The following is a 14670-nucleotide window of genomic DNA, read 5'->3' on the forward strand; positions in this document are numbered from 1 at the left end:
GACGATGAATTCCCTCTACAGACGCGCCCTGGTGGTGGGCGTGCTGACATGGCCGGCGCTTGCCTCTGCGTTGACCCTGGATGACGCCCTGCGCCTGGCGCAGAACAACGCGCCGTCCCTGAGCGCCGAATCGGCCAGGCTGCAAGCGGCAACGCAAGCCGCCATCCCGGCCGGTGAACTGCCCGACCCGAAACTGCTGGTAGGCCTGCAGAATTTTCCCGTCGGCGGGCCCAATCGCGGCACCTTGTATGGCGACGACATGACCGATCAGATGGTCGGCCTCCAGCAACAGGTGCCCAGCCGCGACAAGCGCAAGGCCCGAGTTGAGCTGGCGGATGCCACGGTGCAGCGCACGGCGGCCGAAGGGCAAATCGAGCGCCTCAACGTGCGCCAGGCCACGGCGCAGGCGTGGATTCGCGCCTACGCGGTGGAGCGCAAGCAGGCCTTGTTCGCGGACTTCTACCAAAACAATCGCCTGCTGCAAGACAGTGTGCGGGCGCAATTGGCCGGTGGCCGCGGGCAGGCCGCCGATACGGTGATCCCCCGACAGGAAGCCGCCGAGCTGGCCGAGCGCGAAGACGAATTGACCCAACAACGCGCCCAGGCCCGCGCCGCCCTCAAGCGCTGGGTCGGCGCAGCCGCCAACGAAGCACCCAGCGGGCAGTTGCCCAACTGGCACATCGACAACCGCGGCTACAGCCACAATCTGCATCAGCATCCCGAACTGCAAGCCTTCGTGCCGCGCACGCGCGAGGCCCAAGCGCGCTTGCAGGAAGCCAAGGCGCAGAAAACGTCGGATTGGAGTTGGGAGGTGGACTACCAGCACCGCGGCCGTGAATACGGCGACATGGTCAGCCTGCAATTGAGCGTTGATCTGCCGATCTTCCCCAGTCGCCGCCAGAACCCGGGCATTGCCGCCAGGCTGGCCGAACTCGATCAACTGGATGCCGAACGCGAAGCTGCCACCCGTGAACATACCCAGAGGCTGGATGACGACCTGGCGGTTTACCAGCGCCTGGACCGCGCCGTGCAACGCAGTCAGGACAGCCTCGTGCCGCTGGCCGAAGAGAAGGTCGCCCTGAGCCTGGCCGGTTATCGCGCGGGCAAAGGCGATTTGATCAGCGTGGTCAGCGCCCGCCGGGAACTGGTTCAAGCCCGTTTCAAACAGATCGATGCCATCGAGCAGCGTGCCCTGGTCGGCGCGCAGCTGTACTTCGCCTACGGGGAGCCCACGCATGAATAATCGAATCGCAGCCGCGGTGTTGTTGCTCGGCCTGGGTGCGGGCTACGGATTGGCGCAGTTGCACCCCGCAACCTTGGCGCCTGTCAGCGACGACAGGCACGCGTTGTACTGGTACGACCCGATGTACCCGCAGCAGAAGTTCGACAAGCCCGGCAAGTCGCCTTTCATGGACATGCAATTGGTGCCGCGCTACGCCGAGGGCGCCGCAGCGGATACCCCAACGCTGCAGATCGATCCGCGGCAGGCTCAGACCATCGGCGTGCGCCTGGCCACAGTCACCCGTGGCGTGATGACGTCCTCGCTGGATGTGTCGGGCATTCTGGCCTTCAACGAGCGTGATGTGGCAGTGGTGCAGGCCCGGGCCGGTGGTTTCGTCGAGCGGGTGTACGCGCGGGCGCCGGGTGATGTGCTCAAGGCCGGCGCGCCGTTGGCAGACATCCTGGTGCCCGAGTGGGCCGCCGCCCAGGAAGAGTTCCTTGCGCTGCGTCGCAGCGCTGACAGTGGCCTGTTGGCGGCCGCCCGCCAGCGTCTGCGCCTGAGTGGCATGCCTGCCGGGCTGATCTCGCAGATGGAGCGCAGTGGCCGGGTGCAATCAGTGATGACCGTCACCACGCCCTTGAGCGGCGCGCTGCAGACCCTGGAGGTGCGCGACGGCATGACCGTGGTAGCCGGGCAAACCCTGGCGCGGGTCAATGGCCTGGAGCAGGTGTGGTTGCAGGTCGCCGTGCCGCAGGCGCAAGGCGCGGCGTTAGCCGTGGGGCAACGCGTGGTGGCGCACTTTGCCGGTTTGCCGGGCGAGGCCATCAACGGCACCCTCAGTGCGATCTTGCCGTCCAACGCCCTGGACAGTCGCACCGTGCAGGTTCGCGTCGAACTGCCCAACCGCGACGGCAGCTTGCGCCCTGGCATGACCGCCCAGGTGCGCCTGGCGCAAACCAGCGGGCAAGCGGTGTTGCAGGTGCCCAGCGAAGCCCTGATTCGCACCGGCAAGCGTGTGCTGGTGATGCTGGCCGAGGAGGGCGGGCATTATCGACCGCTGGAAGTCGAGGTGGGGGCCGAGAACCAGGACCAGACCGTAATCCGCAGTGGCTTGCAGGAAGGTCAGCAGGTGGTCGCGTCCGGGCAATTTCTGCTGGACTCTGAAGCCAGTTTACGCGGGTTAATAGCGCCAGCGTCCGACACGTCTGAAATGAGCATGCAACCGGGAGCCCGGCCATGATCGCGCTTTTGATTCGCTGGTCGGTGGCCAACCGGTTTCTGGTGTTGCTCGCCACACTGTTCATCACCGCATGGGGCATTTGGGCGCTGCAGAACACGCCGGTCGACGCGTTGCCGGACCTTTCGGATGTGCAGGTGATCATCCGCACGCCGTACCCGGGCCAGGCGCCGCAGATCGTGGAAAACCAGGTCACTTACCCGATGACCACCACCATGCTCTCGGTGCCGGGCGCCAGGACCGTGCGTGGTTTTTCCTTCTTTGGCGACAGCTACGTGTACGTGCTGTTCGACGAGGGCACCGACCTGTATTGGGCGCGGTCGCGGGTGTTGGAATACCTCAGCCAATTGCAGGCACGGCTGCCGGCGTCGGCCAAGCCGTCGCTGGGGCCGGACGCCACCGGCGTTGGCTGGATCTACCAATACGCGCTGGTTGACCGCACCGGCCAGCACGACTTGGCGCAATTGCGCGCCTTGCAGGATTGGTTCCTCAAGTTCGAGCTCAAGACCCTGCCGAATGTGGCGGAGGTAGCGACCATTGGCGGCCAGGTCAAGCAATACCAGGTGCAGCTTGACCCGCTGGCCATGGCCAGTCGCGGCATCACCCAGGCCCAAGTGGCGGACGCTGTCGGCAATGCCAACCAGGAAACCGGTGGCTCGGTGCTGAACCTGGGTGAATCCGAATACATGGTGCGCGCGTCCGGTTACCTGAAAACGCTCAATGATTTTCGCGCCATTCCACTGCGTCTCGACCGCAACAATGTGCCGGTGACCCTCGGCGATGTGGCCACGATTCAACTCGGCCCGGACCTGCGTCGGGGTATCAGTGAACTCGACGGCGAAGGCGAGGCGGTCGGCGGCGTGGTGATCCTGCGCAGCGGTAAAAATGCTCGTGAGGCCATTGCTGCGGTGAAAACCAAGCTGGAGCAGTTGAAAAGCAGCCTGCCGCCTGGCGTAGAGATCGTCACCACCTACGACCGCAGCACACTGATCGACCGCGCCGTGGATAACCTCAGCCACAAACTGCTCGAGGAATTCCTGGTGGTGGCGCTGGTGTGCGGGATATTCCTGTGGCACCTGCGCTCCTCGCTGGTAGCGATCATCTCGTTGCCGGTGGGCGTGTTGATCGCGTTTATCGTCATGCGCTTCCAAGGGATCAACGCCAACATCATGTCCCTGGGCGGTATCGCGATAGCCATCGGCGCGATGGTGGATGCGGCCGTGGTGATGATCGAAAACGCCCACAAGAAAATCGAAGCCTGGCACCACGCCAATCCCGGACGCGACCTCAAAGGTGAGGAGCATTGGACGGTGATGACGCAGGCGGCGGTAGAAGTCGGGCCGGCGCTGTTTTTCTGCCTGCTGATCATCACCCTGTCGTTTATCCCGGTGTTTACCTTGCAAGCCCAGGAAGGGCGGCTGTTCGGCCCGCTGGCCTACACCAAGACCTACGCCATGGCGGCGGCGGCCGGGTTGTCGGTGACGTTGATCCCGGTATTGATGGGCTACTGGATTCGCGGGCGCATCCCCGACGAGCAGCGCAACCCGCTCAATCGCGGGTTGATCAAGCTCTATCAACCGGCCCTTGAAGCGGTGCTGCGCTGGCCGCGCGCGACCTTGCTGGTGGCGCTGCTGATGGTCGCCAGCGTGGTGTGGCCGCTGTCGAAGCTGGGCGGCGAGTTTTTGCCGCCGCTGGATGAGGGGGACTTGCTCTACATGCCTTCGGCGCTGCCGGGGCTGTCGACGCAGACGGCGGGCGAACTGCTGCAACGCACCGATCGCCTGATCAAAAGCGTGCCGGAAGTCGCCCATGTGTTCGGCAAGGCCGGCCGCGCCGAAACCGCCACCGACCCGGCGCCGCTGGAGATGTTCGAGACCACTGTAGCGTTCAAGCCCCGGGACCAATGGCGCGCCGGTATGACCCCGCAACAGCTGGTGAAAGAGCTGGACCGCGTGGTGCAGGTGCCAGGCTTGACCAATATCTGGATTGCGCCGATTCGCAACCGCATCGACATGCTCGCCACCGGGGTAAAAAGCCCGATTGGCGTGAAGGTGGCAGGTTCCAGCCTGATGCAGATCGATGCCGTGACCCAGGCTGTCGAGAAGGTCGCCAAAGGTGTGCCGGGGGTGAGTTCGGCGCTGGCTGAAAGGCTGACTGGCGGGCGCTACATCGACGTGGACATCGACCGTGGCGCCGCCGCGCAGTACGGGCTGAACATTGCCGATGTGCAGTCGATCGTGTCAGGGGCGATTGGCGGCGAAACCATTGGCGAGACCGTGGAAGGCCTGGCGCGTTTCCCCATCAGCCTGCGGTATCCGCGGGAATGGCGCGACTCGGTAACGGCCTTGGAAACCCTGCCGATCTACACGCCGCAAGGCAGTCAGATCACGCTTGGCACGGTGGCCAGGCTCAAAATCAGTGACGGGCCGCCAATGCTCAAAAGTGAAAACGCGCGGCCTTCCGGCTGGGTCTACATCGACGTGCGCGACCGTGACCTGGCGTCGGTGGTGAAGGATCTGCGTGAGGCGATCAACCGGCAAGTGCAGTTGCAGCCGGGCATGAGCCTCAGTTATTCGGGGCAGTTCGAATTTCTTGAACGCGCCAATCAACGTCTGAAACTGGTCGTGCCGGCGACTGTGCTGATCATTTTTGTGCTGCTCTACCTGACCTTCCGTCGTACGGATGAGGCGCTGTTGATTCTCGGGACGTTGCCGTTCGCACTCACCGGCGGCGTATGGTTGCTGTACGGGCTGGGCTTCAACCTGTCGGTGGCCACGGGCGTGGGCTTTATCGCGTTGGCGGGCGTGTCGGCGGAGTTCGGCGTGATCATGCTGCTCTACCTGAAAAACGCCTGGGCCGAGCGCAAGGACGGTGACCTGCTGGCAGCCATCACCGAAGGCGCCGTACTGCGAGTGCGCCCCAAAGCCATGACCGTGGCGGTCATCATTGCCGGCTTGCTCCCGATTCTATTGGGCGACGGCACTGGCAGCGAAGTCATGAGCCGCATCGCCGCGCCAATGATCGGCGGCATGCTCACCGCGCCGTTGCTCTCCCTGTTCGTCATCCCCGCGGCCTACCACCTGATGCGCCGGTGCAAAGCCAAACACTAACCAAACGACAGGAACTGGCTTTATGTGGGGGCGGACTTGCTCGCGAAAGCGGTGTGTCAGTCAACCTATCTGATACTGACACACCGTATTCGCGAGCAAGCCCGCTCCCACACAAGCCGGCGCCCACAGGGAACCTGCCGTGCCAGAAGATCAGTCGTCGAACCCCACCTGTTCATGAATCTCATCGACCTTCAACTCCAACCGATACGCCACCGCAATAAACAATGCCTGGCACAGGCACAAGGTGGCGCTCAGCGAGCGAAACGCAAACGACGACCCCTCATTCACCAACAGCACCGCATTCGCCCGCTTGGCCAGGGGCGACAGGTTGCTGTCGGTGATGATCAAGGTCTTGGCCTGATGATGCTGGGCAATACGCAGGCAGTGCTGAGTTTCTTTGCCATAGGGCGTAAAGCTGATGGCGATCACCAGGTCATTGGCACGCACGCTGCGCATCTGCTCGCGGTAACTGCCGCCCAAACCGGAAATCAAGTGAATGCGCTTGTTGGTGTGCTGCAGGTTGTAGACCAGGTAATCGGCGACCGCGAAGGAGCGACGCACACCGACCACGTAGATATTGTCGGCATTGACCACCAGGTCCACGGCTTTCTCGAAGGCCACATCATCGAGTTCCAGCCCCAGGCGCTCGATGCCGGAGAGGGTGGCGTTCACGCATTCGCGCGCCAGGTCGCCGCCGCTGGCCTTCTGCGACTTGTTGGCGATCATGCTGCGGATGCGTTGCTGGTAGTTCTGCACCGGCGTGGTCTTGTGGGTGTAGGCCTCGCGAAACAGCGCCTGCATCTCACTGAAACCACTGAAACCGAACCGCTGGGAGAACCGCACGATGGCCGAGGGGTGCACTTCGCACTCGCGGGCGATGTCGCTGATGCGGTCGACCATGATCCGGTCGCTTTGCTGGCTCATGTAGCTGGCGATGCGTTTGAGCTGGCGTGGCAGGCTTTCGTATTCGTCGGTGATCAGCTGCAACAGGCGCTCGGCATTGATCGGAGGGCTGGCAATAGTCTCTTCCAGGGTGGTCTCGGGATCGGTGCGGGACATGGGCAATCCTTCTGGCGTGTTCTTCTGATGCGCTGATGGGTGGGCGCAAGTCTACAGGGTAGGCGCAAAAAAATACCCCGGCATCACGGCAGCCGTGGCCTGCTGAAACGATGCAGGAGGGCTGGCAGGCCATTATGCTGGCTTATTGGAAAAAATATTCCACTAAAAATAATTATGGAATAAATATTGATTGCGGCCGCCGGACGTTCTAGTCTGCTTTCACCAAGAGCGTGTGCCGCCACCACGGCGGCACCACGCAGGCTGATAAAAATAACAGGAGCCAGCATGGGCCAGACTCGTTTTGCCAGTGGGCGTCAATTGGATCTGATTTGCCTCGGACGCCTGGGCGTCGACCTTTACGCACAGCAAGTGGGTGCGCGACTTGAGGACGTATCCAGCTTCGCCAAGTACCTCGGCGGGTCCTCCGCCAATATCGCCTTTGGCACCGCGCGGCTGGGGCTTAAATCGGCGATGTTGAGCCGGGTCGGCGACGACCACATGGGCCGCTTCCTGGTGGAATCCCTGGCCCGCGAAGGCTGCGATGTCAGCGGTATCAAGGTCGACCCGGAACGCCTCACCGCGCTGGTGCTGCTGGGCCTCAAGGACCGCGAAACCTTCCCGCTGGTGTTCTACCGCGAAAACTGCGCCGACATGGCCTTGCGCGCCGAAGACATCAGCGAGGCCTTTATTGCCTCTAGCAAAGCCTTGTTGATCACCGGCACGCATTTCTCCACGGATGGCGTGTACAAGGCCAGCCTCCAGGCCCTGGACTACGCGGCCAAGCACAACGTCAAGCGCGTGCTCGATATCGACTACCGTCCGGTGCTGTGGGGCCTGGCGGGCAAGGCCGACGGCGAGACCCGGTTTGTCGCCGACCAGAACGTCAGCCAGCACGTACAGAAAATTTTGCCGCGCTTTGACCTGATCGTCGGCACCGAAGAGGAGTTTCTGATCGCTGGCGGCAGTGAAGATTTGCTCACCGCGCTGCGCACCGTGCGTGAATTGACCCCGGCCACCCTGGTGGTCAAGCTCGGCCCGCAGGGCTGCACGGTGATCCACGGCGCGATCCCCGCGCGGCTGGAAGACGGCGCCATCTACCCCGGCGTGCGCGTTGAGGTGCTCAATGTGCTGGGCGCCGGCGATGCGTTCATGTCGGGCTTCCTCAGCGGCTGGATCAACGATGCCAGCGACGAGCGTTGCAGCCAGTTGGCCAACGCCTGTGGCGGCCTGGTGGTTTCCCGCCACGCCTGCGCGCCGGCCATGCCCACGCCTGCCGAGCTGGATTACCTGTTCAACAGCCCGGTGCCCATCACCCGGCCAGATCAAGACGTCACCTTGCAGCGTCTGCACCGCGTCACGGTGCCGCGCAAAGCCTGGAAGCAGCTGTTCGTGTTTGCCTTCGACCATCGCTGGCAACTGGTGGACCTGGCGCAAAAAGGCGGCCAGGCCCCAACCCGCATCAGCGACATCAAGCAGCTGTTTATCCAGGCCATCGAACGCGTCGAAGCCAAACTGCGCGAGCAGGGCGTCGACGCCGATGTGGGCCTGTTGGCCGACCAGCGTTTCGGCCAGGACGCACTCAACGCCGCCAGCGGTCGCGGCTGGTGGATCGCGCGCCCGGTGGAAGTGCAGAACTCGCGGCCGCTGGCGTTTGAACACGGGCGCTCGGTGGGCAGTAACCTGATTGCCTGGCCCCAGGAGCAAATCATCAAGTGCCTGGTGCAATACCACCCCGACGATGAGCCGATGCTGCGCCTGGAACAGGAAGCGCAGCTCAAGGCGGTGTACGAGGCTTCGCTGGTCAGCGGCCATGAGCTGCTGCTGGAAGTCATCCCGCCCAAGGATCACCCGTCCACCTATCCCGACGTGCTCTATCGCAGCCTCAAGCGCCTGTACAACCTGGGCATCTACCCGGCGTGGTGGAAGATCGAGGCGCAGTCGGCCGAAGACTGGAAAAAACTCGACGAACTGATCCAGGAGCGCGACCCGTACTGCCGTGGCGTGGTGCTGCTGGGCCTGAACGCTTCGGCCGAATGCCTCGCCGACGGCTTCCAGCAAGCAAGCCAAAGCAGCACCTGCCGTGGGTTCGCGGTGGGCCGCACGATCTTCCAGGAACCCAGCCGCGCGTGGATGGCGGGGGAGATTGATGATGAAACGCTGATCCAACAGGTGCAACACACCTTCGAACAGCTCATCAATGCCTGGCGCAGCGCTAGAAGTTAAACACGGTCAAATGTGGGAGCTGGCTGGCCTGCGATGCAGACAACTCGGTCTATCAGCTACACCGGGCTGATGCCATCGCAGGCAAGCCAGCTCCCACATAAAGCAGATCTCATGCAACTTTGAAAACAATAAAAGGTGCAGCCATGCCCGCAATCCGAATTGGCATCAACCCGATCTCCTGGAGCAACGACGACCTGCCGGCCCTGGGCGGTGAAACGCCCTTGAGCACTGCGCTGAGCGAAGGCAAGGAGATCGGCTACGAAGGTTTTGAACTCAACGGCAAATTCCCCAAGGACGCCCAAGGCGTCGGCGACGTGCTGCGCCCCTATGACCTGGCGCTGGTCTCCGGCTGGTATTCCAGCCGCCTGGCACGGCGTTCGGTGGCGGAAGAAATCGAGGCCATCGCCGGCCACGTCGAGGTGCTCAAACTCAACGGCGCCAAGGTGCTGGTCTACGGCGAAGTCGCCGATTCGATTCAGGGCGCCAGGGTGCGCCTGATCGAACGTCCGCGTTTTCATAGCGAACACGCCTGGCAGGCCTACGCCGACAAACTCACCGAACTGGCGCGCTTCACCCTGTCCCAAGGCGTGCGCCTGGCCTACCACCACCACATGGGCGCCTACGTCGAATCCCCCGAAGACATTGACCAGTTGATGCGCCGCACCGGCCCGGAAGTCGGCCTGCTGTTCGATTCGGGCCACTGCTACATGGGCGGCGGCGAGCCCGTCGAGGTGCTGCGCAAACACATCGAGCGCGTCTGCCACGTGCATTTCAAGGACGTGCGCAAACCGGTGGTGCAACTGGCGCGCAACCAGATGTGGAGCTTTCCCGACTGCATCGTGAACGGCACCTTCACCGTGCCCGGCGACGGCGATATCGACTTTGCCGAGTTGCTCGACGTGCTGTTGGCGGCCAAGTACGAGGGCTGGCTAGTGGTGGAAGCCGAGCAGGACCCGGCCGTGGCGCCCAGCTATATCTACGCGAAAAAGGGCTACGACACGTTGCGCACGCTTCTCAGCGAGAGGACTTAAGTGATGAGCTTGTTGGTCAAAAGCAGCAAACGCGGGCAAACCATGGTTGCCCTGGATGAAGGGCGCCTGGAGTACGTAGGCTTTGCCGCCTACCGCCTGAGCCTGGGTGAAACCCTGCCGGTCACCGCCGGCGATAAAGAGCTATGCCTGGTTCTGCTCAGCGGCCGGGTGAATATCGAGGGCGAAGGTTTCAGCTGGCAGAACCTCGGTGATCGCCACTCGGTCTTTGAAGACAAATCACCCTTCGCCGCCTACCTACCGCCTGGCACCGATGCGCAGGTGACCGCGTTGAGCGATGTGCAAATTGCGGTGTGCGCTGCACCCGGTGCCACAGGTTTTGAACCGCGCCTGATTCGTCCTGAACAGTGCAAGCGCAGCGTGCGCGGCAAGGGCGCCAACACCCGGTATGTGTGCGACATCCTGCCCGACAGCGAGCCGGCCCATTCGCTGCTGGTGGTGGAAGTGCGCACGCCGTCCGGGCACTCGTCCAGCTACCCGCCGCACAAGCACGACACCGATGACCTGCCACACCAAAGTTTTCTCGAAGAGACCTACTACCACCAGATCAACCCGCCCCAGGGCTTCGTGTTCCAGCGCGTGTACACCGACGATCGCAGCATCGACCAGGCCATGGCCGTGGAAAACAGCGACCTGGTGGTGGTGCCCAAGGGGTATCACCCGGTCAGTGTGCCGTATGGCTACGAGTCGTATTACTTGAACGTGATGGCCGGCCCCAAGCGCGCCTGGCATTTCCATAACGACCCGCAGCACAGCTGGCTGCTGGACCTCTGACTGGTTTGAACGGAGAACAACAACAATGAAGTCGCCGCTACGTTTTGCCCTTAACCGCATGGTCGCGCCCGACCTTTCCCTGCCGGATTTCATCCAGTTGGCGGCGGCCCTCAAGTGCGATGCCATCGAGATTCGCAACGACCTCAAAGGTCATGAAATCGAATACGGCACCCCGGCCAGCCGCGTGCGTGAGCTGTGCGCGGTGCAAGGCATCACGGTGCTGTCGATCAACGCGCTGTACCCGTTTGACGTGTGGAATGACGAGCGCCGTGCCCAGGCGATCAAACTCGCCACCTATGCGCGTGAATGCGGCGCGCAAGGCCTGGTGATGTGCCCGCTGAACGAGCGCGGCGATACCCGCAATGCAGCCCAGCGCGCGGCCGGTTTGCGCACGGCGTTGAGCGAGTTGGCGCCGATCCTGCGCGAGTACGGGATTCTCGGTTTCATCGAACCACTGGGTTTTGAAGAATGCGCGCTGCGCCGCAAGCGTTTGGCCGTGGATGCGATCCAGGCGATTGGCGGCCTGGATGTGTTCCGGCTGGTGCATGACACCTTTCACCATCACTTGGCTGGCGAACAGGAATTCTTCCCGCAGCTGACCGGCCTGGTGCATATCTCCGGCGTCGAGGATCGCGACGCACCGCTCAATGCCATCCGCGATGGCCACCGCGTGCTGGTGGGCGAGGGCGATATCCTCGGCAATGCCGCGCAGATCGACACCTTGCTCAGCACTGGGTATGGCGGTTACCTGTCGTTTGAGCCGTTTGCGGAAAGCGTGCATGCGTTGGCGGATATTCAGCAGGCAATCGGGGCAAGCATCGCCCACCTGCAAAACCCTCGAACCTGACACGGGCCAAACTGTGGGAGCGGGCTTGCTCGCGAATGCGGTGGATCAGTAAATGAATTGGGTGACTGACACACCGCATTCGCGAGCAAGCCCGCTCCCACATTGGTTCACTGTTGATCGACAGATTTGCATTCATACAAGGTGCGAACATGACCACAACAAGATTGACCATGGCCCAGGCCCTGGTGAAGTTTCTGGATAACCAGTACATCGAAGTCGATGGTGTGCAGAGCAAGTTTGTCGCCGGGGTTTTTACCATTTTCGGCCACGGCAACGTGCTGGGGCTGGGCCAGGCGCTGGAGCAGGACAGCGGCGATCTGGTGGTGCATCAGGGCCGCAATGAGCAAGGCATGGCCCACGCCGCCATCGGGTTTGCCAAGCAGCACCTGCGCCGCAAGATTTACGCGTGCACCTCGTCGGTGGGGCCGGGCGCGGCAAATATGATTACCGCCGCCGCGACCGCCACGGCCAACCGTATTCCGTTGCTGCTGTTGCCCGGCGATGTCTATGCCAGCCGCCAGCCTGACCCGGTGCTGCAGCAGATCGAGCAGTTTCACGATTTGAGCATCAGCACCAACGATGCCTTCCGCTCGGTGAGTAAATACTGGGACCGCATCAACCGCCCCGAGCAGCTGATGACCGCTGCGATCCATGCCATGCGCGTGCTCACTGACCCCGCGCAAACCGGCGCCGTTACTTTGGCCCTGCCGCAGGATGTACAGGCTGAAGCCTGGGATTATCCCGACTACTTCCTGCAAAAACGTGTGCACCGTATCGAACGCCGTCCGCCGACTGAAGCGATGATCGGCGATGCGTTGGCTGCCTTTCGAGGCAAGCGCAAACCGCTGATCGTCTGCGGCGGCGGGGTCAAATACGCCGGTGCGAATGCCGCGCTGCAAGCGTTTGCCGAACGCTTTGACATCCCCTTCGCCGAAACCCAGGCAGGCAAGAGCGCGGTGGTGTCCAGCCATCCGCTGAACCTGGGCGGTCTCGGCGAAACCGGCTGCCTGGCGGCGAACCTGCTGGCCCCGGAAGCGGACCTGATCATCGGTATCGGCACGCGCTACACCGACTTCACCACCTCGTCGAAGTCACTGTTCAAGCACCCCGAAGTGACGTTTCTCAACCTCAATATCAGTCCGTGCGATGCCCTGAAACTGGACGGCGTGCAACTGCTGGCGGACGCCAGGGTGGGCCTGGAGGCGTTGGCGGATGCCTTGGGTGACTACCGTTCCGACTGGGCGGATCAGCCGCGCGATGCCAAGGCGCAGCTGGACGCCGAGGTGGATCGCATCTACCAGGCCGACTACCAGACGGACAATTTCGTCCCGGAAATCAACGACCACATGGACCCGGCCGTGCTGCGCGAGTTTATCGAGCTGACCGGTTCCTGCCTGACCCAAAGCCGCGTGCTCGGCGTGCTCAACGAAACCCTGGCCGACGACGCCATTATCGTCGCCGCCGCCGGCAGCTTGCCGGGCGACTTGCAGCGCAGCTGGCGCAGCAAGGGCGTGAACACCTACCACGTCGAGTATGGCTATTCGTGCATGGGCTACGAGGTCAACGCGGCCCTGGGCGTGAAGCTGGCCGAGCCGGCGCGCGAGGTCTATGCGCTGGTGGGTGACGGCTCCTACATGATGCTGCACTCGGAGCTGGCCACCTCGATTCAGGAGCGGCGCAAGATCAACGTGGTGCTGCTCGACAACATGACCTTCGGCTGCATCAACAACCTGCAGATGGAACACGGCATGGACAGCTTCGGCACCGAGTTCCGCTTTCGCAACCCGCAGACGGGCAAGCTCGACGGCGGTTTTGTGCCGGTGGATTTCGCCATGAGTGCGGCGGCCTACGGCTGCAAGACCTACAAGGTCAGCACGGTGGAGCAGTTGCAGGCGGCGTTGGCCGATGCGCGTACGCAAACGGTGTCGACGCTGATCGATATCAAGGTTCTGCCCAAGACCATGATCCACAAATACCTGTCGTGGTGGCGGGTGGGTGTGGCGCAGGTCTCGACCAGCGCGCGCACTGACGCGGTGGCCAAACAACTCAATGAACGCCTGGCCAAGGCCCGGCAGTACTAATAACAAGAGGAGTGTTTGTATGTCTTTGAAGTTGGGTGTTATCGGTACGGGCGCCATTGGCCGGGACCATATCCGTCGGTGCAGCCAGACCTTGCTCAATAGCCAGGTGGTGGCGGTGACCGACATCAACCTTGAGCAAGCCGCCAAGGTCGTCGCTGATTTGAAGCTGACCGCCGAGGTGTACGCGGACGGCCATGCGTTGATCAACTCGCCGCAGGTCGAGGCAATTCTCGTGACTTCCTGGGGGCCGAGCCACGAAGAATTCGTGCTTGCTGCCATCGCCGCCGGCAAGCCGGTGTTCTGCGAAAAACCTCTGGCGGTGACGGCCGAAGGCTGCCGCAAGATCGTCGATGCCGAAGTCGCCTTCGGCAAGCGCCTGGTGCAGGTAGGCTTCATGCGCCCGTACGACGAAGGTTACCGCGCCCTCAAGGCGGTCATCGACAGCGGCCAGATCGGCGAGCCATTGATGCTGCACTGCGCGCACCGCAACCCGACGGTGGGCGAAAACTACAAGACCGACATGGCGATCACCGACACCTTGATCCATGAACTGGACGTGTTGCGTTGGCTGCTCAACGACGACTACGTGTCAGTGCAAGTGGTGTTCCCGCGCAAATCGAGCAAGGCGTTGGCCCACTTGCGCGACCCGCAGATTGTGCTGCTGGAAACCGCCAAGGGCACGCGCATCGATGTGGAAGTGTTCGTGAACTGCCAGTACGGCTACGACATTCAGTGCGAAGTGGTGGGTGAGACCGGTATTGCCAAACTGCCTGAGCCTTCGCAGGTGCAACTGCGCAGCGAGGCCAAGCTGTCGAATGCGATTTTGATGGATTGGAAGGACCGGTTCATCGGCGCCTACGACGTCGAATTGCAGGCCTTCATCGACAGCGTACGCGCCGGGCAAGTGGGTGGGCCGTCGGCGTGGGATGGGTTTGCGGCAGCGGTGGCGGCGGATGCGTGCATTGAGGCGCAGCGCAGTGAGCAGATCGTGAAAGTCGGCCTGCCAGAGCGTCCACATTTTTACGGCTAAGGCCAAATCTACATTTGAAATGCATTAAATGTGGGAGC

The 14670-nt window shown here is 62.6% G+C and carries 11 protein-coding genes; 9 read left to right on the forward strand and 2 right to left on the reverse strand.

What is annotated here, in order from left to right:
• Window positions 1-4: 4 nt before the first annotated feature.
• Genes AACW30_RS17780 through AACW30_RS17790 form a run of 3 tightly spaced genes read left to right on the forward strand, consistent with a single transcriptional unit; the run spans window position 5 to window position 5569 of the window.
• The gene (locus AACW30_RS17780; RefSeq protein ID WP_200625527.1) at window positions 5-1243 is read left to right on the forward strand and encodes a TolC family protein; all 1239 of its coding nucleotides are present in this window, start codon (window positions 5-7) and stop codon (window positions 1241-1243) included.
• On the forward strand, window positions 1236-2462 hold the full coding sequence (locus AACW30_RS17785) for an efflux RND transporter periplasmic adaptor subunit (RefSeq protein WP_200625528.1): 1227 nt from the start codon (window positions 1236-1238) through the stop codon (window positions 2460-2462). The genes AACW30_RS17780 and AACW30_RS17785 overlap by 8 nt, the downstream gene beginning before the upstream one ends.
• Window positions 2459-5569 (forward strand): efflux RND transporter permease subunit, encoded by a 3111-nt coding sequence (locus AACW30_RS17790; RefSeq protein ID WP_200625529.1) that lies wholly within the window; start codon window positions 2459-2461, stop codon window positions 5567-5569. The genes AACW30_RS17785 and AACW30_RS17790 overlap by 4 nt, the downstream gene beginning before the upstream one ends.
• A 150-nt stretch (window positions 5570-5719) precedes the next feature.
• Here AACW30_RS17790 and AACW30_RS17795 read toward each other — a convergent pair whose 3' ends face one another.
• Together AACW30_RS17795 and AACW30_RS17800 are read right to left on the reverse strand one after the other, a co-directional pair.
• Window positions 5720-6628: a MurR/RpiR family transcriptional regulator gene (locus AACW30_RS17795; RefSeq protein WP_106580294.1), complete on the reverse strand. Its 909-nt coding sequence runs from the start codon at window positions 6626-6628 to the stop codon at window positions 5720-5722.
• A gap of 83 nt (window positions 6629-6711) precedes the next feature.
• Window positions 6712-6915, reverse strand: a complete 204-nt coding sequence (locus AACW30_RS17800; protein WP_146151475.1) for a hypothetical protein — start codon at window positions 6913-6915, stop codon at window positions 6712-6714.
• On the opposite strand from AACW30_RS17800, the gene AACW30_RS17805 reads away from it, so the two are divergent.
• From AACW30_RS17805 to AACW30_RS17830, 6 genes are all read left to right on the forward strand, one after another.
• Window positions 6914-8851, forward strand: coding sequence for a bifunctional 5-dehydro-2-deoxygluconokinase/5-dehydro-2-deoxyphosphogluconate aldolase (locus tag AACW30_RS17805; RefSeq protein WP_124417172.1), 1938 nt, complete (start codon window positions 6914-6916; stop codon window positions 8849-8851). The genes AACW30_RS17800 and AACW30_RS17805 overlap by 2 nt on opposite strands.
• 143 nt (window positions 8852-8994) lie before the next feature.
• Window positions 8995-9882: a myo-inosose-2 dehydratase gene (gene iolE / locus AACW30_RS17810; RefSeq protein ID WP_200625530.1), complete on the forward strand. Its 888-nt coding sequence runs from the start codon at window positions 8995-8997 to the stop codon at window positions 9880-9882.
• A 3-nt stretch (window positions 9883-9885) separates the two neighbouring features.
• Window positions 9886-10674, forward strand: a complete 789-nt coding sequence (gene iolB, locus AACW30_RS17815) for a 5-deoxy-glucuronate isomerase (protein WP_200625531.1) — start codon at window positions 9886-9888, stop codon at window positions 10672-10674.
• A 25-nt stretch (window positions 10675-10699) separates the two neighbouring features.
• Window positions 10700-11521: a TIM barrel protein gene (locus AACW30_RS17820; protein WP_200625532.1), complete on the forward strand. Its 822-nt coding sequence runs from the start codon at window positions 10700-10702 to the stop codon at window positions 11519-11521.
• Between the two features lie 149 nt (window positions 11522-11670).
• The gene (gene iolD, locus AACW30_RS17825) at window positions 11671-13602 is read left to right on the forward strand and encodes a 3D-(3,5/4)-trihydroxycyclohexane-1,2-dione acylhydrolase (decyclizing) (RefSeq protein ID WP_169366496.1); all 1932 of its coding nucleotides are present in this window, start codon (window positions 11671-11673) and stop codon (window positions 13600-13602) included.
• A gap of 19 nt (window positions 13603-13621) precedes the next feature.
• Window positions 13622-14632, forward strand: coding sequence for a Gfo/Idh/MocA family protein (locus tag AACW30_RS17830; protein WP_200625533.1), 1011 nt, complete (start codon window positions 13622-13624; stop codon window positions 14630-14632).
• Window positions 14633-14670: the final 38 nt, after the last annotated feature.

The sequence above is a fragment of the Pseudomonas sp. MF6747 genome, from assembly GCF_963890955.1.
GTDB lineage: Bacteria > Pseudomonadota > Gammaproteobacteria > Pseudomonadales > Pseudomonadaceae > Aquipseudomonas.

Coding starts and splice junctions, on each gene's coding strand:
- AACW30_RS17790 (WP_200625529.1), top strand. CDS start 2,459: ATGATCGCGCTTTTGATTCGCTGGTCGGTGGCCAACCGGTTTCTGGTG.
- AACW30_RS17780 (WP_200625527.1), top strand. CDS start 5: ATGAATTCCCTCTACAGACGCGCCCTGGTGGTGGGCGTGCTGACATGG.
- AACW30_RS17805 (WP_124417172.1), top strand. CDS start 6,914: ATGGGCCAGACTCGTTTTGCCAGTGGGCGTCAATTGGATCTGATTTGC.
- iolE (WP_200625530.1), top strand. CDS start 8,995: ATGCCCGCAATCCGAATTGGCATCAACCCGATCTCCTGGAGCAACGAC.
- AACW30_RS17820 (WP_200625532.1), top strand. CDS start 10,700: ATGAAGTCGCCGCTACGTTTTGCCCTTAACCGCATGGTCGCGCCCGAC.
- AACW30_RS17800 (WP_146151475.1), bottom strand. CDS start 6,915: ATGCTGGCTCCTGTTATTTTTATCAGCCTGCGTGGTGCCGCCGTGGTG.
- AACW30_RS17830 (WP_200625533.1), top strand. CDS start 13,622: ATGTCTTTGAAGTTGGGTGTTATCGGTACGGGCGCCATTGGCCGGGAC.
- iolB (WP_200625531.1), top strand. CDS start 9,886: ATGAGCTTGTTGGTCAAAAGCAGCAAACGCGGGCAAACCATGGTTGCC.
- iolD (WP_169366496.1), top strand. CDS start 11,671: ATGACCACAACAAGATTGACCATGGCCCAGGCCCTGGTGAAGTTTCTG.
- AACW30_RS17795 (WP_106580294.1), bottom strand. CDS start 6,628: ATGTCCCGCACCGATCCCGAGACCACCCTGGAAGAGACTATTGCCAGC.
- AACW30_RS17785 (WP_200625528.1), top strand. CDS start 1,236: ATGAATAATCGAATCGCAGCCGCGGTGTTGTTGCTCGGCCTGGGTGCG.